Raw genomic sequence first — 19,947 nt, forward strand, 5'->3', positions numbered from 1 at the left:
GCTGTCAGCGTCCGATAACCGCGTGATTCCGGGGTTGTCGCCCCGGCCGATAGGATGAGTGACGTGACCGAAAATCTGCAGGATCATCCCGTTCTCGTCGTCGACTTCGGCGCGCAGTACGCGCAGCTGATCGCGCGACGCGTGCGTGAGTGCGCCCTCTACTCCGAGGTCGTGCCGCACACGATGAGTGCCGCCGAGATGCTGGCCAAGGAGCCCGCGGCCATCGTGCTCTCGGGCGGGCCGTCGTCGGTGTACGCCGAGGGGGCGCCGTCGCTCGACGTCGCGCTGCTCGAGGCCGGCGTGCCCGTGTTCGGCATCTGCTACGGCTTCCAGGCGATGGCTGACGCTCTGGGCGGCACCGTCGGCCACACGGGTGGTCGTGAGTACGGCAACACGACGGCGACGATCACGCACACCGAGTCCGTCCTGTTCGCGGGGCAGCCCGCCGAGCAGAACGTGTGGATGTCGCACGGTGACGGCGTGACCGAGGCTCCCGCGGGCATGACGGTGTGTGCCCGCACACCCGGCGCGCCCGTCGCGGCGTTCGAGGATCCGGCGCGCAAGCTGTTCGGCGTCCAGTGGCACCCCGAGGTGTTGCACTCCGCCCATGGCCAGGAGGTGCTTCGTAACTTCCTGCTCAAGGGCGCCGGCCTCGAGGCGACGTGGACGGCCGCCAACATGGCCGAGGAGCTCGTCGAGCAGGTGCGGGAGCAGATCGGTGAGGGCCGCGCGATCTGTGGCCTCTCCGGTGGTGTCGACTCCTCGGTCGCCGCGGCGATGGTGCAGAAGGCGATCGGCGACCGACTGACGTGCGTCTTCGTCGACCACGGCCTGCTGCGCGCCGGTGAGGCCGAGCAGGTCAAGGAGGACTTCGTCGCCGCCACCGGCGTCGACCTCGTCGTCGTCGATGCGTCGCAGCAGTTCCTCGACGCGCTCGCGGGTCAGAGCGACCCGGAGACGAAGCGCAAGATCATCGGTCGCGAGTTCATCCGCGTCTTCGAGCAGGCCGCGCGCGACATCGTCGGCGCTGAGTCGAGCAGCGAGCACCCCGTCGAGTTCCTCGTCCAGGGCACGCTGTACCCCGATGTCGTCGAATCCGGCGGTGGCACGGGCGCGGCCAACATCAAGAGCCACCACAACGTGGGCGGCCTGCCCGACGACCTGCAGTTCACGCTCGTCGAGCCGCTGCGTTCGCTGTTCAAGGACGAGGTGCGTCAGGTCGGTCTCGAGCTCGGTGTGCCCGAGGCGATCGTGTGGCGCCAGCCGTTCCCGGGCCCCGGCCTCGGCATCCGCATCATCGGCGAGGTGACGGCCGAGCGCCTCGAGATCCTGCGCGCTGCCGACCTCATCGCCCGCGAAGAACTGACGGCCGCCGGTCTCGACCGCGACATCTGGCAGTGCCCCGTCGTGTTGCTCGCCGACGTGCGCTCCGTCGGCGTGCAGGGCGACGGCCGTACGTACGGCCACCCCATCGTCCTGCGCCCCGTATCGAGCGAGGACGCGATGACGGCCGACTGGACGCGCCTGGCCTACGACGTGCTCGCCAAGATCTCGAACCGCATCACGAACGAGGTCGCCGACGTCAACCGCGTCGTGCTCGACGTGACGAGCAAGCCGCCGGGCACCATCGAGTGGGAGTGAGTTCGAAGGTGACGGCATGATGCCTCCTGAGCTCACGCACGACGACGGCGCAGCCCGCACGGCTGCGCCGTCGTCGCATCCCGGTGGTCCTCGACGCGGTCAGGACGATCGGCCCGGCGGGTCGGCACGCCCCGGCGGTGGTGCGCGATGAGCGCCGATGACCTCGTGGGCGCGACACGGGCTGGCGACGACGCCGAGCCGGCCGGCGACATCTCGGAGTCCGTGCGTCGTCTCGTCTGCTCGGTGACGACCATGGCGCTCGTGTCGCTCACCGGGTTCCTTCTGGTGCTGTGGGTGTTCACGCGAACGGCACGCGGCCAGATGTGGGACGAACGCGCGCGCCTGAGCACCGGTTCCAGCGCGCGAGCCTGGGCGCACATCGTCGACCCCCTGACGTACATCACGATCGCGAGCACGGGCGCGTTCCTGCTCGCGTTCGTCGCGATCGCACTCGTGCGACGCCGTTTCGCTCTCGCGGCGGCGGCCGTCTGCGTCGTCTCTGTGGCGAACGTGACGACGCAGCTGTTCAAGGCCTATTGGCCCACGCAACCGCACTGGTGGTCGAACTCGTTGCCAAGTGGGCACTCGACGGTGGCGATGAGCATCGCCACGGCTGCCCTCATCGTCGCGCCCGTGGGCGCCAGGCGATGGCTGCTGCCGTTCGCCGGCTTCGGGGTGACGTTCGTCGGCGCGGGCACGCTCGTCGGACACTGGCACCGGCCCGCCGACGTCATCGCGGCCTTTCTGCTGACCACGTTCCTCGCCGCGATCGCGCTGGGCGTCGTGCAGCGCGTCCAGCACGGCCGTCATCCGCGCGACACGTCGTACGCGGTGCGACCCGTGCTCAGCCTGGCGGGCAGCATCGGCGTCGGCCTCATCTTCGTCGCGCTCGGGGTGCGTCCGCTCGATCACGACGTCTCGCTCGTCCTGGCGTTCGTCTCCCTGGTGAGCATCGCCGTGACGGCGGCGCTCACGCTGGCGTGGATCAGCGCCGCCGCCGACGACGCCGTCGGCTGAGGTCTCGAGCAGACCATGGTGGCCCGTGTGCCGCGCGACGCGGTGCGGTCGTGGGGTCGGCGCTTCGTGCCGGCCGCGTTCATGATGCTGCTCGCAGCCGTCGTGGTCGGAATCGTGGCGATGGCGCGTGATCTCCCGGGCGGGGTCAGCAGGGCCCGGGACGGCATGCACGCGTTGAGTGGTACGGGCCGCACGTTCGAGACGATCGCGGCCTGCGTCGGGTGGGTACCGCGCGGGGCGCTCGTGGTCGCTGTCGTGGCGGTCGTGGCGCTCCCGGTTTCGCTGCTGCGCCGCGGCGGCGCATGGGCCGTGACGCCCCCGCGCGCCGCCTCCGCTCTGCTCGTCATCGCCGGCGCCAATCTGAGCACGCAGGCGGCCAAGTTGCTGCTCGCCCGGGTGCTCACGCCTGAGGTCGCGACGCTGCCCAGTGGGCACGCCACGCTCGCGCTGACGAGCGCTGCCGCCGTCGTCCTCCTCGCGCCCCCGCGATGGCGGCGTGCGGCGCTCGTCGGCGCCGGAGCCTGAGGAACGCTGGGGTGTCTCGGCGTCATTGCGGCGTACTGGCACGCGCTGGGCGACGTCGTCGCCGCGATCGCAGTCGTCGCGGCCTGGCTGGGCGTTGCGCATCTGCTGCTGACGCCTCGAGGCGGTGGGGGTGGGCCGCACCCGTTCTTGGGGGACCTGGCGATCCCTGACGAAAGTATCGATGCTGAGGCAGCCGCCTGCGTCGGCCCCCGGACGCGCGGGGAGCGCCGCACCCCAGCGCACCCCGATGGCGCCACCGTAAGCCGGCCGGCCTCGGGTGGCACGTTGGGTGCCTGGCCCCGCCCGGCGCCCCACGACGTGCTCGCGGCGGCTGCGGGCGCCGCGTGGGTCGTCGTCACGTTCCTCGGGTGGGGCACGGACGTCAACGCTTTCGGTGCGTGGTGGGTGGGCGCGGCTGTGCTCGAACTCGTCGCCGTCCCGCTGGGCGTCACGATGATCGTCGCCTCCGCCGCGCGTGCCGTCCGGGAGGTCGCGCGGACCACGCACTAGGCTGGCCGGGTGTTGAGAACTGCTGCTGCCGTGCTCGCGGGCAAGTCCGCGCGAATCGCGACGAGGCTGCGTGGGGGCGGAAGCGCCCTGCCCGGTCTCGTCGTCGAGAAGATCGATCCGCGTTTCCTCTCCCAGGCGCTCGCGGACCTGCCGCAGGGCATCGTCGTCGTCACCGGCACGAACGGCAAGACGACGACGACGAAGATGCTCGTCGCGCTGCTGCGCGCGCACGGTCTGCGCGTGTTCACGAACCCGACGGGCTCGAACTTCACGCGTGGCGTCATCTCGTCGGTGCTCGGAGAGATCTCCCTCAAGGGTGGTCTCGACGCCGACATCGCGGTGCTCGAGCTGGACGAGGCGCACTCGCTGCACTTCGCGAAGGTCGTCAAGCCCACGCATGCGCTGCTGCTCAACGTCGCACGCGACCAGCTCGACCGATTCGCCGAGATCGACTACACGGCGAAACTGCTCGCACAGCTGGCGGAACAGACCACGCAGGGCGTCGTCCTCAACCGCGACGACTCGTTCGTCGCGCGCATCGCGGGGCGCCTGGCCGATGGCGTCGAGGTGTCGTACTTCGGTGTCGACGAGACGATCGCCGACCGCCTCGGCGAGCTCATGGAGCAGGACGTGCGCAGCGACGACGACTTCGTCGCGCCGCTCGTCGGCCCGGGTGACGGTCTGCTCAAGCCGCTCGACGAACGTCGCTTCCTCGTGACGTTCGCCGACCGTGCCGATGGCAGCGGCAACGTCGGGCCCATGCAGATGCGTCAGCACGGTCTGGCCGCGATGATCAACGCGACCGCGGCGACGTCGATGGCGCGCCGCCTGCTCGGCGACGCGTTCAGCGGTGAGACGGCGGTGACGGCACTCGAAGCCGTGCAGCCGCCGTTCGGGCGCGGAGAGGTGATCGACGCCGACGGCACCGAACTCGAGCTCGTGCTCGTCAAGAACCCGGCCGGATTCACCGTCGCGCTGTCGACGTACGGGGGCCGGCCGGTCGCGAGCATGGTCGCGATCAACGACAACTACGCCGACGGACGCGACGTCTCATGGCTCTACGACGTCAACTTCGCGTCGCTGCGCGAGCGCGGCGTCGAACTGACGAGTGGGGTGCGCGCCTATGACATGGCCTTGCGGCTCGCCTATGACGGCGTCGCGGTGCGTGCGGTCGAACCCGACCTGCACGCCGCTCTTGATCGGTTCCTCGCCGAGCACGCCGACGAACCGAAGCGCATCTTCTGCACGTACACCGCCATGATGACGCTGCGTCGCACGCTCGCCGAGCGCTACGACCTGCCCGACTTCGGAGAGGACGCCGCCGAATGAGCGAGCAGACGAACCCCCAGCCGACGGCTGCCCCTCGGATCGACGACGACCCCGCGGCGATGGGCGGGGTGCCCACGGATGCTGGGCGAGTCGACTCGTCGACATCGGGTGAGGTGCAGGCGCGGGTCAACGAGGACCCGGCGGCGATGGATGTCGTCCCGACGACACTGGGCGATCCGAGTGGCCCGAGCAAGGGCCGCGTCACGCTCGTGCACCTGTACCCGCGGGAGATGTCGATCTACGGCGACCTCGGCAACACGCGCTGCCTCGAGGCACGCCTGCGCTGGCACGGTTACGAACCGAACGTCGTGAGCCACAACCCCGGCGACGAACTGCCCGACGACATCCACCTCGTCGTCGGCGGTGGCGGCCAGGATTCGGGGCAGGCTCGCGTCGAGGCCGACCTCGAACGCATCGGCCCGCGCCTCGTCGGCATGGCTGAGGTCGGCGTCCCGATGCTCATGATCTGCGGCATGTACCAGTTGTTCGGCAAGGCGTTCCGCACCGTCGAGGGCGAAACGCTGCCCGGTCTCGGCATCCTCGACGTCACGACGCAGGGCAACGCGAAGCGCATGATCGGGCCCGTCGTGCTGTCGACCGAGTTCGGCGACGTCGTCGGGTACGAGAATCACTCGGGTTCGACGGTTCTCGGCGACGGCCAGCGTGCGTTCGGTGACGTGCGTTCCGGTTTTGGCAACAACGGCGAGGACGGCAAGGAGGGCGCGCGCACGCGCAACGTCATCGGGTCGTATCTGCACGGCCCGATCCTGCCGTCGAACCCGAAGCTCGCGGACTTCCTCATCGCCGTCGCCGCCGAGCGCGCCACGGGCCGTCCGTTCGAGCCGGGCGAGATCGACGACCACCTCGCCGACGAAGCCCGCGCCCGCCAGGTCGCACGTCTGACGAAGAAGAACTGACCCCGCCACGTCGGGTGTACCTCAGCCGTGAAGGCCGACGAGATTCGCGAATGAGGTCGAGAATCGCAGGTGGGGTGGGGCCCTGACGCAACCGCGAATCCTGTCCACATTCGCGATTCTTGGTCATATCAGGTCGGCGATGACGACCTGGGCGACGTCGCGGCGTCGAGGACGGGTTGCTTCGGCATGAGCCACCACGCCAGCCAGCCCAGTGCGCCAAGAGGCACCTCGAGCAGGTGTGTGAACAAGGCGAAGACGAGGACGCCGGCAGCTGCGGCGGGTTTGTCCGCGCCCCATGCGACGAGGACGGCGAGGGTGCCGGCCTCCGTCACGCCGAGGCCGCCCGGCGTCACGCCGACGGTCGTCAGCAGGCGCCCGACGGCGTATGCCGCGAACAACTTGCTCAGGGGCATGTCGACGCCGACCGCCTCCATCGTCCGCCAGAACAGCACGAAGTAGACGGCGAGGTACCCGACGACGCCCACCGTCATCGGCGCCCACCCGTGCGCGGTCACGCCCGCCAGACGGCGTCGTTGATCGACGAGCGTGGCCTCGATCTCGAAACCGGGCCGGCGACGTCGCACACGTCCACCGACGCGGCGATCGAGCCACGCGCCGAACCGCTGCGTCAGACCGGGGGAGAGCAGCACGCCGACGAACGCGGCGATGATGACGAGCCCGACGATTCCGCCGGTCAGCGCGCCGCGACGCACTCCCTTCGGCAGTGCGTCCGTCGAGCTGAGCAGTGCGACGCCGAGCAGCGGCATCGCGAGGCGTGCGACGAGGTTCCACACGCCGGTGACGATGACCGACGTCGAGATCGCTGCGGCCTGAAACCCCCAGGAGCGCAGCATCAGGTAGGTCGCGGCGACGCCGGCCGCGCCACCGCCGGGGAGGAGGTTGCCGGCCGCGGACCCTGCGACGTTGACGATGAGCGCCTTGACGTGCCCCAGCCCGGGTATGGAGCCGGTCAGCGCGAAGGTGTAGAGCCACAGCCCGAACGCGACGAGCGCGAACAGTTCGAGGCTGCTCGCCCACCCGAGCAGTTGCAGATGCCGCCCGATCTCGGGCCATGTCGTCTCGCCGAACCACGGCACGCCCCAGTACAGGATCGCCGCGGCCAGGCCGATGCCGATGACGGCCTGCGCGCTCTGCCACGCGTTGGGACGCGGCATCGCGGGCGACAGAGGTGAATCCTCGGAACGGGATCCATGGCCGGACGAGGCGTCAGGCGAGGTGCTCCGGGGCTGACGGGAGGACGAGGGCGAACTCACTCAGCGCGGTCCTCGTGCTCGGTCAGCCCCGCGAAGATGTCGTGGCTGACAGGGCCGACGTGGGCGGGGTCGCGGAACCATTCGCGTCCGAAGACGATGTCGTACAGCGGCCGCGGTATGCCCAGGAACGCGGCGAGGGTGCGGTCGGCGTCACCGTCAGCACTCGCCTGTGACGCGTGCGCCGCCATCGACGCTCGCTTCGCGCCCGCTTGACGGAGGACGTTGACGCGATGAGTGATGTCCTTGCGGGCCGAGTAGGCGCGTTCGAAGCCGGCCATGTCGAAGTCGTCGGGGAAACGGTAGAAACGCGCCACGAGGTGCAGCGCGCGCACGAGCAGGTCGCGGGGCACCGTCGCCTCGAGTACGCGCGGCGTGCCCGCCAGCTCAGCCGCGCGCGCGCCGACCTCATGGACGCGCACGTGGTCGCGGTGTCCGTAGCCGCCGGCCGCGTCGTAGGTGAGCAGGACGTCGGCGTCCTCCTCGCGCAGGATGACGGCGAGCGCCTCGGCTGCTTCCTCGACGGGCACCGTGACGAAGCGCCGCTTGCCCGGCGGGTCGGGAAACACCTGCGGGCCCATGCCCGAATCGGCGTAGCCGAGCGTCTCGAGCCGGGCGACGCCGAGCCCGCGGGCACTAGCCGATACTTCGTCCCAACGTCGCGCCGCGAGCTCGTCAGCCGTGCCGTATTCCGACCCGGCGAGGCCGAGCGCGCCGTCCGTCGCCACGACGAGGACGACGTGATGCCCCTGCGCCGCGGCCTTCGCCATGGTGCCGGAGGTGAGCAGCGCCTCGTCGTCGGGGTGGGCATGGAATGCGACGAGGGTGCGTCGCGGCTGGCCGTCTGGGGTGGTGATCATCGTCTTCATCCTCTCGCATGAAAGACTCGTGCCGTGAAGATCGCCCTCGTGTCCGACTGCTATCTGCCGCGTCTGGGCGGCATCGAGGTGCAGGTGCACGACCTCGCGCAGCGCCTGGTGGCGCAGGGGCACGAGGTCGTCGCGTACACCGTCACCCCGGCTCACCGTGAGCAGCACAGCGGCCTCGAGATCGTCGACGGCATCCCGGTGCATCGGTTTTCGCTCGGGTTGCCGCACGATGTCGCGCTCAATCCGATGGCCGTCTCGCAGCTTCGCCTGGCGCTGTCGAAAGGCGGTTTCGACGTCGTCCACGCGCACATCGGCGTCATCAGCGTGTTCTCCTTCGACGCCGTCCGCCTCGCCCTCGATCTGGGCCTGCCGACGGCGGTGACGTGGCACTCCGTCATGGCGTGGGCCGGTCCGCTGCTCAAGCCGCTCGGTTTCGTACGCCGCTGGGCCAAGGGCGGCGCTGCGTTGTCGGCGGTCTCGCAGGTCGCGGCGCGCCCGATCCGCGACATGGCCGGCCGCGGCCACGAGGTCGTCGTGCTGCCGAACGGCATCGACGCCGACGCGTGGACGCCCGGCGAGCCGCGCACGGGCGACGAGGTGCGTGTCATCTCGGCGATGCGGCTGGCCACGCGCAAGCGTCCGCTCGAGTTCTTCTCGGTGATGAAGGCGGTGCACCGCGAGGCACCGAACGTCCGGCTCGAGATCGCGGGGGAGGGCGACCTGCGCCCGAAGCTCGTGCGCGCCGTCGACCTCGCCGACGCCCACGAGTGGGTCTCCTTGCCAGGACGCATGACGCGCGCGCAACTGCACGACCGCTACCGCGCCTCAGACCTGTACGTCGCGCCGGCGCGGCTCGAGTCGTTCGGCATCGCGGCGCTCGAGGCGCGCTCATCAGGGCTGCCCGTCGTCGCGCCGTCGACGAGCGGCGTCTCGGAGTTCGTCACCTCGGGCGTCAACGGGCTGCTCGCGGGCGATGACGACGACCTCGCGCAGGCCATCATCCGCCTCGCGCTCGACACCGACCTGCGCCGGACGATGGCCGAGTACAACCGCACGCATCGCCCGGCGCAGACGTGGGATCAGGTCGTCTGTCTCGCCGAGGCCGAGTACGCACGGGCCGCGGCACTGCGAGCGGCGCGATGAAGGGCGACGGCGTCCCCGACATCCCGATCTTCGTGCGGGGTCTGGAGGACGGTCGCGAGGTGCTGCGTGCCCGGTTGGCGCAGGGCATCGCGCCGCGGCGTCAGGTGCGCGACGCGGGGTTCAAACCGGTCGCCCTACGCACGGCGACACTCGTGCATGACGGCGTCGAGCTGACGTTCGAGGTCGCGCGCATGCATGCGGCTCATCATCGCCTCGCGGGTGTCGCGCGCGCCGCCGGCCCGGTCGATCTGGTGCGCCAACGCCTGGCTGCGTACGCGGTCGTGACGAGCGAGAGGGGCGTGCTGCTGACGCAGCTGTCGCGCGAGACGGGGCGTCCGGGGCTGTGGATCCTGCCCGGGGGCGGGGTCGAGGCCGGCGAGGCGCCCGAGGCGGCCGCCGCGCGCGAGGTTTGGGAGGAGGCCGGGCAGCGCATCAGCGACGCGCGGTTGTGGGACGTCTCGTCCTCGCACCGCGTCGGCGATGGCAGGGAGGGGATGGTCGAGGACTTCCACGCCGTCCGCCTCATCTACTCGGCCCGCTGCGACGAGCCCAGCGAACCCACCGTCCACGACGTCGGGGGCTCGACGCAGCACGCGGCGTGGTTCGCGGCGGCCGACGTGGTCGACCCCACCTCCGACGGCTACCCGAGCGGCGGCATGGCTCCCTGGGCGCTCGAATCGGTGCGGCAGGTGCTCGGCTCCTCAGGTTGACGCCGAGCCACCCACGAGCCGAGCCCGGCGACCGGATGCGTCGACGGGGCGTGGCCACCGACGACGAAGCGGGTGCGTCGACGCCTCATGCGTCGTCGCACCCGCTCGTCATGCGGGGTGGTCGGTCAGTGCCAGAAGATCGCGACGATGACGTTGATGACGGCGAGCGCAGCGGCGGCCTGGACGAGCGGCGCGGCGCTGTCGCCCTTCTTCTCCTTCGACGAGGAGACTTCGAGCAGACCTGCGACGATGAGGGCGATGACGAGCTTCACCGCGACCCACGTGTGGTCGAGCGACCAGTGCTGCGACTCGGCGACGCCGACCATCGCGAGCCCGCTGAGCAGCTGCAGGCGCGCGCCCCACACCATCGCGGGGATGGCGCGCGGCGCCTTGAGGACAGCGAGGAAGCCACCGACGATGGCGGCCATGCCGAGCAGGTGGACGAGCAGGAGGATTTCGTTGAGCGTGGACATGCCACAAGGGTAGGCGTTCGTCGCTCCAGCCATGCTCGGGTGAGCGTCCGTCAGCTCACCGCGCGCGGATCGGCGGGGTTGATCTCTTCACCGGCGGCGCGCTTGCGTTCGGCGTACTCGGCGACGTTGGCGCTGATGCGCTTGCGGGCGACCGTCGTCAACACGATGCCGAGGACGACGGCGGCGCCGAGCCCGATGTAGGAGAAGTTCTTCATCCACTTCTCGGCGATCTTGCCGAGGAAGTGGACGCCGTAGGCGGTGCCGCCGGCCCAGCAGATGGCGCCGAGCACGTTGGCGGCCAGGAAGCGCGCATACTTCATGTGCAGCGAGCCGGCGAGCGGGCCGGCGAAGATGCGCAGCAGCGCGACGAAGCGTCCGAAGAACACCGCCCAGATGCCGTGGGTGTGGAAGGCGTGCTTGGCGTACCCGATCGTCTCGTCGTTGACGTGATGGGGGAAGCGTGTGCCGAGCCACGCGAACAGGCGCTCACCGAAGTGTCGACCGACGTAGTAGCCGATCGAGTCGCCGATGACGGCGCCGAGGATGGCGGCCAGTGCGACGAGGTGGATGCTGACGTGCGGGTGCGGCCCTGAGGCGAACAGCGACGCGGTGACGAGCATGATCTCGCCGGGCAGGGGGATGCCGACGCTCTCGAGCAGGATGATGAGACCGGTCAGAACGTAGACGGCCGGGGCCGGAATCGCATCGAGAATCGCCTGAACATCCACGCCCCAAGGGTAGGCGACGATGCCGCCCGCCCCTGCCGCCTCGAGCCCGATGCCCGCAGCCGTCCTCGGCCGCGCGGCCGCCGCGCTCGTCGACTGAGCGGTTGTCGCTTCTCACTCCTAGACTGGCCTCATCATGAGTGGCCTCTTCGACGACCTTCCGCTGACCGCTGCCGACGCCTCCCGTCCCTCCTCCAGGAGCGGTACCGGCGCGTCGCCGTCGCGTACCCCGAGCACGGAGGCTCCCGGGGCCGCCGCGGTCGATCCGGGGGCGGTCGACGCGTCCGGCATCCCGTTGTGGGCCCTGCAGGAACCGCCGCCCGACGAGGCCCCCGCCGACGCCGGCACATGGGGCGACGACGCGCCGATGCTGGGTCGCGGATCGCACTGGGGTAGCCCCGATTCGGGGCGCGGCACGCGACGTTTCGAGGCCGATCCTGCGAGCCTGCTCGAGGGCATGAACCCGCAGCAGGCGCAGGCCGTCGAGCACTTCGGGACGCCGTTGCTCATCGTCGCGGGCGCCGGTTCGGGCAAGACGCGCGTGCTGACGCATCGCATCGCCTACCTGATGGCGGCGCGTGGCGCGCAGCCCGGCCAGATCCTCGCGATCACCTTCACGAACAAGGCGGCCGCCGAGATGCGTGAGCGCGTGGAGCAGCTCGTCGGGGGTGCGGCGAACGCGATGTGGGTGAGCACGTTCCACTCCGCGTGCGTGCGCATCCTGCGCCGTGAAGCCAAGCATGTGGGGTTGCGCTCGACGTTCTCGATCTACGACGCGGCCGACAGTCAGCGCCTCATGGCGATGGTGACGCGCGATCTCGACCTCGATCCGAAGCGCTACCCGCCGAAGTCGTTCAGTTTCCAGGTGAGCAACCTGAAGAACGAGCTGATCGACGCCGAGGAGGCCGCGAAGCGCGCCGAGACGGATCAGGAGCGCAAGGTCGCCGAGGCCTACCGTCTCTACCAGCAGCGCCTGCGGCAGGCGAACGCGCTTGACTTCGACGACATCATCATGACGACCGTCACCATCCTGCAGGCGTTCCCGCAGGTGGCCGAGCACTACCGGCGCCGCTTCCGGCACATCCTCGTCGACGAATACCAGGACACGAACCACGCGCAGTACGTCCTCGTGCGCGAGCTCGCCGGCGGGGAGCACGCCTCGGGCGGCATGGCGAGCCAGGACGCCGAGGGCGATTCGCGCGCCACGAGCGCGGTACCCATGGCCGACCTGTGCGTCGTCGGTGACGCCGATCAGTCGATCTACGCCTTCCGTGGGGCGACGATCCGCAACATCGTCGAGTTCGAGGAGGACTACCCGAACGCGACGACGATCCTGCTCGAGCAGAACTACCGTTCGACGCAGAACATCCTCGGCGCGGCGAACTCCGTCATCGAGCGCAACCCGGAGCGTCGCAAGAAGAACCTGTGGTCCGATCAGGGCGACGGCGAGAAGATCGTCGGGTACGTCGCCGATTCCGAGCATGACGAGGCCGCGTTCGTCGCGCGCACGATCGACAAGCTCGGCGACGATCACGGCGTCAAGCCCAAGGACGTCGCGGTGTTCTACCGGACGAACGCGCAATCGCGCGCGCTCGAAGAGGTGTTCGTCCGCGTCGGCCTGCCGTACAAGGTCGTCGGTGGCACGCGGTTCTACGAGCGCAAGGAGATCAAGGACGCGCTCGCGTACCTGCGCGTCATCTCGAACCCGGCCGACACCGTCAACCTGCGCCGCATCCTCAACACGCCGAAGCGCGGCATCGGTGACCGCGCCGAGGCATGCCTCGGCGCGCTCGCGGAGCGGGAGCGCATCACGTTCATCGAGGCGCTCGCGCGGGCCGACGAGGCACCGGGCATCGCGACGCGGTCGGTGAGCGCCGTCAAGGGCTTCACCGAGATCCTCGAGAGCCTGCGGCAGACGCGCGAGTCCGGTAGCGGCGTCGGCCCCCTCATCGAGGCGATCCTCGAGCGCACGGGGTATCTGAAGGAGCTGCGCACGAGCAAGGATCCTCAGGACGAGACGCGCATCGAGAACCTCGCCGAGCTCGTCGCCGTCGCCAACGAGTTCGACGACAACTACCCGGGCGCGACGCTCGAGGACTTCCTCGAGCAGGTCTCCCTCGTGGCCGACGCGGACGAGATACCGAAGGACGCCGAAGATCAGGGCGTCGTCACCCTCATGACGTTGCACACCGCGAAGGGCCTCGAGTTTCCGGTCGTATTCCTCACCGGCATGGAGGACGGCACGTTCCCACACATGCGCGCTCTCGGCGACACGAAGGAGCTCGAGGAGGAGCGGCGCCTCGCCTACGTCGGCATCACCCGGGCGCGCGAGCGCCTGCACCTGTCACGCGCTGCCGTGCGCAGCGCGTGGGGTGCGCCGCAGTACAACCCGCCGTCGCGCTTCCTCGGCGAGATCCCGGAGGAGTTCGTCCACTGGGAGCGCGAGGCCACGGCGTTCGCGTCGTCCCAGCCGCGCGGGTACGCCGCGTTCGGCAGCGGGGGCGGTTCGCCCTACGGCTCGGGTGGCAGCAGGCACGACGATGACGGCCCCGTCATCGGGCGCGGCTCCGCGCCGGTGGCGCGGATGTCGTCGAGCGGTCGCAGCTCCGGGGCCGGTTCGTTCTCGACCACGAAGAACTCCGCCGTCGGCCGCGGCATGCGCGAGATCCCGAACCTCGACGCCGGCGACAAGGTGACGCACGACAGCTTCGGCCTCGGCACCGTCGTGCGCGTCGAGGGTCAGGGCGACCGAGCGATGGCTCACATCGACTTCGGCGACGGCCCACCCAAGCGCCTGCTCCTGCGCTACGCGCCCGTCACGAAGCTGTGACACGCATGAGTTGAGGATCATCAACTGAGCGGAGGGTGTGGCGGGCGTTACAGTGCGAGTAACCGCCCGAGAGGATTGAGTCATGGTCCAGCACGCGCCTGCCACGAACGCCACCCCTACGAATGCCGCCACGAACGGCTCCGATCGACTCCGCGTCGTCGTCGCGAAGCCGGGCCTCGACGGCCACGACCGTGGTGCGAAGGTCATCGCGCGGGCGTTGCGCGACGCCGGCATGGAGGTCATCTACACGGGCCTGCACCAGACGCCGGAGCAGATCGTCACGGCTGCGGTGCAGGAGGACGCCGACGCGATCGGCCTGTCGATCCTGTCCGGTTCGCACATGACGCAGTTCGAGCGCCTGATGACGTTGCTGCGCGAGCAGGGCATCGACGACGTCGTCGTCTTCGGTGGCGGAATCATCCCCGAGGGCGACATCAAGCCGCTGCTCGACATGGGTGTCGCGCGCATCTTCACGCCCGGTGCGCCGACGCACGAGGTCGTCGCGTGGGTGCGCGAGAACGTCGGGGACGCGGCGTCCGCACACGCCTGAGAGCACCGGCGCGAACCCCTGGTTACCCCCGCACGGCAAAGCGCGTTAAAGTCACAAGAGGAACACTCCTTTCAACGATGAGGATGGATTCGCGTGGATCTCTTCGAGTACCAGGCGCGCGACATGTTCGAGGCGCACGGCGTTCCGGTGCTGGCCGGCCAGACGGCCACCACCCCGGAAGAAGCCAAGGCAGCCGCCGAGCAGATCGGTGCGAAGTCGGGCGGTGTCACCGTCGTCAAGGCCCAGGTCAAGACCGGTGGTCGCGGCAAGGCCGGCGGCGTCAAGGTAGCCAAGTCGGCTGACGAGGCCGAGCAGTACGCCAAGGACATCCTGGGCATGGACATCAAGGGCCACACCGTGGGCACCGTGATGATCGCCCAGGGCGCCAAGATCGCCGAGGAGTACTACTTCTCGATCCTGCTCGACCGAGCGAACCGCAGCTACCTCGCGATGTGCTCGAAGGAGGGCGGCGTCGAGATCGAGCAGCTCGCCGTCGAGCGTCCCGAGGCACTCGCGCGCATCGAGGTCGACCCGAACGTCGGCATCGACGGCGCGAAGGCTGACGAGATCGTCAAGGCCGCCGGGTTCGACGACGAGACGGCCGCGAAGGTCGCGCCCGTTCTCGTCAAGCTGTGGGAGACCTACCGCGACGAGGACGCGACGCTGGTCGAGGTGAACCCGCTCGTCAAGACCGAGGATGGCGACATCATTGCGCTCGACGGCAAGGTGACGCTCGACGAGAACGCCGGCTTCCGTCACCCCGACCACGAGGCTCTCGAGGACAAGGCCGCGGCCGACCCGCTGGAGGCCAAGGCCAAGGCGCTCGACCTCAACTACGTGAAGCTCGACGGCAACGTCGGCATCATCGGCAACGGTGCCGGCCTCGTCATGAGCACGCTCGACGTCGTCGCCTACGCCGGTGAGGACTTCACCGGCGGCAAGGCCAAGCCCGCCAACTTCCTCGACATCGGTGGCGGCGCCTCGGCGGAGGTCATGGCCAACGGTCTCGACGTCATCCTGAACGACGAGCAGGTCAAGAGCGTCTTCGTCAACGTCTTCGGTGGCATCACGGCGTGCGACGCCGTCGCCAACGGCATCGTCGGCGCCCTGAAGAAGCTCGGCGACGCGGCGACGAAGCCGCTCGTCGTGCGCCTCGACGGCAACAACGTCGAAGAGGGCCGTGCGATCCTCTCCGACTTCAACCACCCGCTCGTGACGGTCGTGGACACCATGGACGGCGCAGCCCGCAAGGCTGCCGAGCTGGCCGCGGCCAACTGAAAGGGATCTGACTTCCATGTCGATTTTTCTCAACGCTGACTCCAAGGTCATCGTTCAGGGCATGACCGGCTCCGAGGGCATGAAGCACACGGCGCGCATGCTCGCCTCGGGCACGAACGTCGTCGGTGGCGTCAACCCGAAGAAGGCCGGCCAGACGGTTGACTTCGACGTCAACGGCGAGACCAAGCAGGTTCCGGTCTTCGGCTCCGTCAAGGACGCCATGGCCGAGACGGGCGCCAACGTCTCCGTGATCTTCGTGCCGCCGGCCTTCGCCAAGAGCGCCGCGGTCGAGGCCATCGAGGCCGAGATGCCGCTCGCCGTCGTCATCACCGAGGGCATCCCGGTGAAGGACTCGGCCGAGTTCTACAACCTGAGCAAGGGCTCGAAGACGCGCCTGCTCGGCCCGAACTGCCCGGGCATCATCAGCCCCGGTGAGTCGAACGCCGGCATCATCCCGGCGAACATCGCCGGCAAGGGCCGCATCGGCCTCGTCTCGAAGTCGGGCACGCTGACGTACCAGATGATGTACGAACTGCGTGACTTCGGTTTCTCCACGGCCATCGGCATCGGCGGCGACCCGGTCATCGGCACGACGCACATCGATGCGCTCGAGGCGTTCCAGAACGACCCCGACACCGACGCGATCGTCATGATCGGTGAGATCGGCGGCGACGCCGAGGAGCGCGCTGCGGCGTACATCAAGGAGAACGTGACGAAGCCGGTCGTCGGCTACGTCGCGGGCTTCACCGCTCCCGAGGGCAAGACGATGGGCCACGCCGGCGCCATCGTCTCCGGCTCCGCGGGCACGGCTGCCGCGAAGAAGGAGGCCCTCGAGGCCGCCGGCGTCAAGGTCGGCAAGACGCCGTCCGAGACGGCCGCTCTCATGACGGAGATCATGAACAACCTCAGCAAGTGAGGCGGATTCACCGAACGTCGCTTCGGTGATCTCGACGAACGCCCCCGCATCGGCTCGCGCTGGTGCGGGGGCGTTCGTCGTGTCGCCGAGGTGCCGACGACATGGCCGCGAGAAGTCGGCGCACGGATGGAACCAATGATCATGCAGCGGCGTCCCAGTGACGGTTAAGTTATGAATGATGACGCGGGCGAGAGTCCGTCGACCTGGGAGGGATCGTCATGGACTTGAAGCAAGGGTTCGGTCTCGTCGGAGCTGTGGGCGTGACGTTGTCGGTGGGTGCGTGCACGAGCGTCGACGGTTCGTCGCCGGCGGCGAGCGCGTCTGCGCCGCCGAGTGCCGCCGTGTCGTCGAACGCGGCCGCGCAGACTCCGAGCGCGGCGACGTCTGCTGTCGCGCCCGAGTCGTCGTCGGCGCCCGCCACGTCCGCTGGTGCCGCGTCGAGCGAGGCGGCCGCGTCGTCCGCGCCGGCATCCGATCCGCTCGGCTCCGGCCAGCAGGGGCTCGTCACCACGAAGGTCGGTGCAGAGGCGAAGACCTCGAAGTTGTCGGTGAAGGTGACCAAGGTCGTGGACCCGGTGCCGGTCGGCGATTCTGCGGTCTTCAAGCCGGGGGCCGGCAAGAAGTGGGCGGCCGTGTCGATCACGGTGACGAACGTCGGCGGCGCACCGATCAACTTCAGCCCGTCGATGTGCATCGACGCCAAGACGACGACGAACGGGTCGGCGTCGGCGTCACTGTTCGCCGATTACGGTTCGCCGATGGATTCGTCCACCCTGCACAAGGGTGACGCCGCGAGCGGGGACGTGACGTTCGAGCTGCCGAAGAACCAGAAGCTCAAGTCCGTCGACGTGCGATGCTCCCTCGACTTCGCCGGGGATCAGCGCACCATCCGCGTCGACCTCGCCCACTGACCACTTCACCCTCAGCCCGGGCCCGCCGCGGCTCGGACGCACCGAAAGGAACACCCAGATGAAGACCACCGCACGCACGATGGGCCTGGCCCTGCTGGCCGGCACGATGACGCTCGGCATGAGCGCCTGCACCCAGGTCGAGGGCGGCGCGTCCCAGGCCACGTCGGCCGCGAACAGCGCGGCGCCGTCCGTGGCCTCGGCCGCGTCGTCGGCTGCGGGCGAGGCCACCTCGGCGGCCCCGAGCGCCACGTCGCCGGCCTCCACGCCCGATCAGAGCTCGAGCGCGGCTGCACCGACGACGAGCGAGTCCCCGTCCTCCGACACCGGTACGGGCGACTCGGGAGACGCGTCGGGCCCCAAGACCGGCAAGGTCGGTGAAGAGGTCAAGACGAAGGAGATGTCGGCCAAGGTCAACAAGATCGCCGACCCGATCACCCCCGAGAACGACTTCGACAAGCCGGGCAACGGCAACCACTTCGTCGCCGTCAACATCACGATGACGAACCTCGGCGACAAGAACCTCAACGCCGGCACGACGTGTCTCAAGGTGAAGCTCGACGACAACACGTCCGCGCGCGAGGACTTCGCCTCGTACGGGCAGCGTCTCGACTACGGCACCCTCTACAAGGGCGACACGACGACGGGTGACGTCGTCTACAAGGTGCCGAACGGCAAGAAGATCAAGACGATCGACGTCAAGTGCGGTTACGGCGACGAGCAGGCCATCCGCATCCAGGCCAAGTGACGTTAGCGTTCCGTCAGGTCTGAGCGCTCTCGGCGCCACATGGCTTCGACCCGTGCGCCGCTGATCCCGCCACCTGCTGTAAGTGGCGGGATCAGTCGTTCCTGCGGCGAGCCTCGAGCATCGGCCCAGCGCGGCCTGAGAGGATGGCCGGGCCATGAGTGATCGTCGCCCCCGCAGTTCTTCGTCCGCCTCGTCTCCGGCGAACAAACGCCCTCGACCGCAGCGCCCGCAGCGTGCGGGCGGCAGTTCACCCGCGCGCGCGGGTGCCCGTGACGGCGTGGGTGGCGGCTCCCGCCCGCCGCGACAGAGCGCAGCGTCTCGTGACTCGGCGTCACGAGGTTCGACAGGACCGTCTCAACGAGATGCGGCGCGCACCGGGGCGAATGGTCGCTCGACGAACGAATCGCGACCGGCCGGGCGCCCGCACGTCCCGCTCGCCTTCGGGTACGGCATCGTCGCGGCGCTCGCGTCACTCGTCGTCCTCATGGTCCCGGTCTTCGCCGCATGGACGCTCGATGCACAGTCGACGTCGTCGTGGAACGACACACTCGGCGTCGCCATCGACCTGTGGGCGCTCGCACATCGCGGGCACGTCGTCGTCGACGGCATCACGGTCGTCTTCAGCCCGCTGCTGCTGACGCTCGGTTGCGTGCTCGCCGCTTGCTTCGGCGCGCGCGCGGCGTTCCCCGACGAACGGCTGCGCGCCGCGGACCTGCGCGCCATCATGCTCGCGTACGTCGGGGGATACGTGGTCGCGGCACAGGTGCTCGGCATCGTCGCGGGGCTCGGCCACAGCCACATCCACTGGTGGTCGCTCATCGTGGGCCCGGCGCTCGTGGCCGCGCTCGGCGTGGCGTGGACGGCCTGGCACGAACGCAAGCACTCGCCCGAACTCGCGGCGTTCGACGAGGTCGTCGTCGAGGCCACCCCGCTGCTGTTGCGCCGTTCGCTGTCTGCGGGCCTGCGCGGCGCCGGCCTGTTCGCCGCGCTGTCGCTGCTGCTGCTCGTCGTGCTCATCGCCTGGCACGCGCCGCGTGTGTGGGCGGTTCACCAAGCGCTCGCGCCCGGCGTCGTTGGCGGCTGCCTGCTCGTACTGGCGCAGGTGATGGCCCTGCCCAATCTTCTCGCCCACATGGCGGGGTGGACGACGGGCGCGCCGTTCGAGGCGGGTGCCGTCAGCATCGGCCACTCCGGGATGACGCCCGGCACCCTGCCGATGGTCCCCGTCCTCGGGGCGCTGCCCGACCACGTCGGTCCGTGGGCCTGGGCGGCGCTCGCCGTGCCCATCGGCGTCGGCGTCTTCATCGGCTGGGCCTCGGGCCGGGCACTCACCCGGTTCGCGAGTCTGCGTGCGAAGCTGACGGTCGCGGCGAGCGCCGCCGCCGTCACGACGGTGACGTTGTGGCTGCTGTGGTGGTTCTCGACGGCGTCGGTGTCGCGGGGGCTGCTCGAGTACGCCGGCCCGTCGTGGCAGGCGTGGCTCGTCGCGCCGCTACTGCTCGTGCTGCCCGCGCTCGCGACGGCGGCGGCGCGTCACTGGCGTTCAAGCCACCAGACGTGACGCGACGTACGTGGCCCGCGCGGCGG

19 protein-coding genes are annotated in these 19,947 nt (G+C 69.7%); 15 read left to right on the forward strand and 4 right to left on the reverse strand.

Annotated elements, in window-relative coordinates; all coding sequences use genetic code 11:
• The first annotated feature begins 54 nt into the window (after positions 1 to 54).
• The 6 genes from guaA (at position 55) to J4Z35_RS06635 (ending at position 5,939) form a co-directional block, all read left to right on the forward strand.
• Positions 55 to 1,641 carry a glutamine-hydrolyzing GMP synthase gene (guaA, locus tag J4Z35_RS06610; RefSeq protein ID WP_144694857.1) on the forward strand — a complete coding sequence of 529 codons (1,587 nt, stop codon included), beginning with the start codon at positions 55 to 57 and terminating at the stop codon, positions 1,639 to 1,641.
• Between the two features lie 147 nt (positions 1,642 to 1,788).
• On the forward strand, positions 1,789 to 2,658 hold the full coding sequence (locus J4Z35_RS06615; RefSeq protein ID WP_144694855.1) for a phosphatase PAP2 family protein: 870 nt from the start codon (positions 1,789 to 1,791) through the stop codon (positions 2,656 to 2,658).
• Positions 2,659 to 2,685: 27 nt separating this feature from the next.
• Positions 2,686 to 3,183, forward strand: coding sequence for a hypothetical protein (locus J4Z35_RS06620; RefSeq protein ID WP_208065454.1), 498 nt, complete (start codon positions 2,686 to 2,688; stop codon positions 3,181 to 3,183).
• A gap of 285 nt (positions 3,184 to 3,468) precedes the next feature.
• Complete coding sequence (locus J4Z35_RS06625; protein ID WP_208065455.1) at positions 3,469 to 3,693, forward strand: hypothetical protein; 225 nt, start codon at positions 3,469 to 3,471, stop codon at positions 3,691 to 3,693.
• Positions 3,694 to 3,702: 9 nt separating this feature from the next.
• Entirely contained in the window at positions 3,703 to 5,022 is a 1,320-nt protein-coding gene (locus J4Z35_RS06630; protein WP_074040302.1) for a Mur ligase family protein, read from the forward strand.
• Complete coding sequence (locus tag J4Z35_RS06635; RefSeq protein WP_083603870.1) at positions 5,019 to 5,939, forward strand: cobalamin biosynthesis protein CobB; 921 nt, start codon at positions 5,019 to 5,021, stop codon at positions 5,937 to 5,939. Before J4Z35_RS06630 ends, J4Z35_RS06635 begins: the two co-directional genes overlap by 4 nt.
• 128 nt (positions 5,940 to 6,067) lie before the next feature.
• Here the strand turns inward: J4Z35_RS06635 and J4Z35_RS06640 are convergent, their stop codons facing one another.
• Positions 6,068 to 7,114, reverse strand: coding sequence for a lysylphosphatidylglycerol synthase transmembrane domain-containing protein (locus J4Z35_RS06640; protein ID WP_235181938.1), 1,047 nt, complete (start codon positions 7,112 to 7,114; stop codon positions 6,068 to 6,070).
• A gap of 95 nt (positions 7,115 to 7,209) precedes the next feature.
• Positions 7,210 to 8,079 (reverse strand): PIG-L family deacetylase, encoded by an 870-nt coding sequence (locus J4Z35_RS06645; RefSeq protein WP_136788768.1) that lies wholly within the window; start codon positions 8,077 to 8,079, stop codon positions 7,210 to 7,212.
• A gap of 24 nt (positions 8,080 to 8,103) precedes the next feature.
• Between J4Z35_RS06645 and J4Z35_RS06650 the strand changes: the two genes are divergently transcribed.
• Positions 8,104 to 9,222 (forward strand): glycosyltransferase family 4 protein, encoded by a 1,119-nt coding sequence (locus J4Z35_RS06650; protein WP_208065456.1) that lies wholly within the window; start codon positions 8,104 to 8,106, stop codon positions 9,220 to 9,222.
• The gene (locus J4Z35_RS06655) at positions 9,219 to 9,932 is read left to right on the forward strand and encodes an NUDIX domain-containing protein (protein WP_006945591.1); all 714 of its coding nucleotides are present in this window, start codon (positions 9,219 to 9,221) and stop codon (positions 9,930 to 9,932) included. The genes J4Z35_RS06650 and J4Z35_RS06655 overlap by 4 nt, the downstream gene beginning before the upstream one ends.
• A gap of 125 nt (positions 9,933 to 10,057) precedes the next feature.
• Here J4Z35_RS06655 and J4Z35_RS06660 read toward each other — a convergent pair whose 3' ends face one another.
• Both J4Z35_RS06660 and J4Z35_RS06665 read right to left on the reverse strand, forming a co-directional pair.
• A complete protein-coding gene (locus J4Z35_RS06660; RefSeq protein WP_006945590.1) occupies positions 10,058 to 10,405 on the reverse strand; it encodes a hypothetical protein in 348 nt (115 codons plus the stop codon).
• Positions 10,406 to 10,455: 50 nt separating this feature from the next.
• The gene (locus J4Z35_RS06665) at positions 10,456 to 11,133 is read right to left on the reverse strand and encodes a DedA family protein (RefSeq protein ID WP_006945586.1); all 678 of its coding nucleotides are present in this window, start codon (positions 11,131 to 11,133) and stop codon (positions 10,456 to 10,458) included.
• Positions 11,134 to 11,266: 133 nt separating this feature from the next.
• Here J4Z35_RS06665 and pcrA point away from each other — a divergent pair, with 133 nt between their 5' ends.
• The 7 genes from pcrA to J4Z35_RS06700 all read left to right on the forward strand — a co-directional run bounded on the left by pcrA (position 11,267) and on the right by J4Z35_RS06700 (position 19,921).
• Positions 11,267 to 13,960: a DNA helicase PcrA gene (gene pcrA / locus J4Z35_RS06670; protein WP_006945592.1), complete on the forward strand. Its 2,694-nt coding sequence runs from the start codon at positions 11,267 to 11,269 to the stop codon at positions 13,958 to 13,960.
• Positions 13,961 to 14,042: 82 nt separating this feature from the next.
• Positions 14,043 to 14,510, forward strand: a complete 468-nt coding sequence (locus J4Z35_RS06675) for a cobalamin B12-binding domain-containing protein (protein ID WP_006945578.1) — start codon at positions 14,043 to 14,045, stop codon at positions 14,508 to 14,510.
• A gap of 93 nt (positions 14,511 to 14,603) precedes the next feature.
• Positions 14,604 to 15,788 (forward strand): ADP-forming succinate--CoA ligase subunit beta, encoded by a 1,185-nt coding sequence (sucC, locus tag J4Z35_RS06680; protein ID WP_006945596.1) that lies wholly within the window; start codon positions 14,604 to 14,606, stop codon positions 15,786 to 15,788.
• 16 nt (positions 15,789 to 15,804) lie between these two features.
• Complete coding sequence (sucD, locus tag J4Z35_RS06685; RefSeq protein ID WP_131941481.1) at positions 15,805 to 16,704, forward strand: succinate--CoA ligase subunit alpha; 900 nt, start codon at positions 15,805 to 15,807, stop codon at positions 16,702 to 16,704.
• A gap of 218 nt (positions 16,705 to 16,922) precedes the next feature.
• Entirely contained in the window at positions 16,923 to 17,615 is a 693-nt protein-coding gene (locus J4Z35_RS06690; protein WP_131941479.1) for a DUF4352 domain-containing protein, read from the forward strand.
• Positions 17,616 to 17,673: 58 nt separating this feature from the next.
• Positions 17,674 to 18,360, forward strand: a complete 687-nt coding sequence (locus J4Z35_RS06695; RefSeq protein ID WP_131941477.1) for a DUF4352 domain-containing protein — start codon at positions 17,674 to 17,676, stop codon at positions 18,358 to 18,360.
• A gap of 484 nt (positions 18,361 to 18,844) precedes the next feature.
• Complete coding sequence (locus tag J4Z35_RS06700; protein ID WP_160126235.1) at positions 18,845 to 19,921, forward strand: DUF6350 family protein; 1,077 nt, start codon at positions 18,845 to 18,847, stop codon at positions 19,919 to 19,921.
• The last annotated feature ends 26 nt before the right edge of the window (positions 19,922 to 19,947 follow it).

Source organism: Dermacoccus sp. NHGro5 (genome assembly GCF_017565385.1).
GTDB classification, from domain to species: domain Bacteria; phylum Actinomycetota; class Actinomycetes; order Actinomycetales; family Dermatophilaceae; genus Dermacoccus; species Dermacoccus nishinomiyaensis.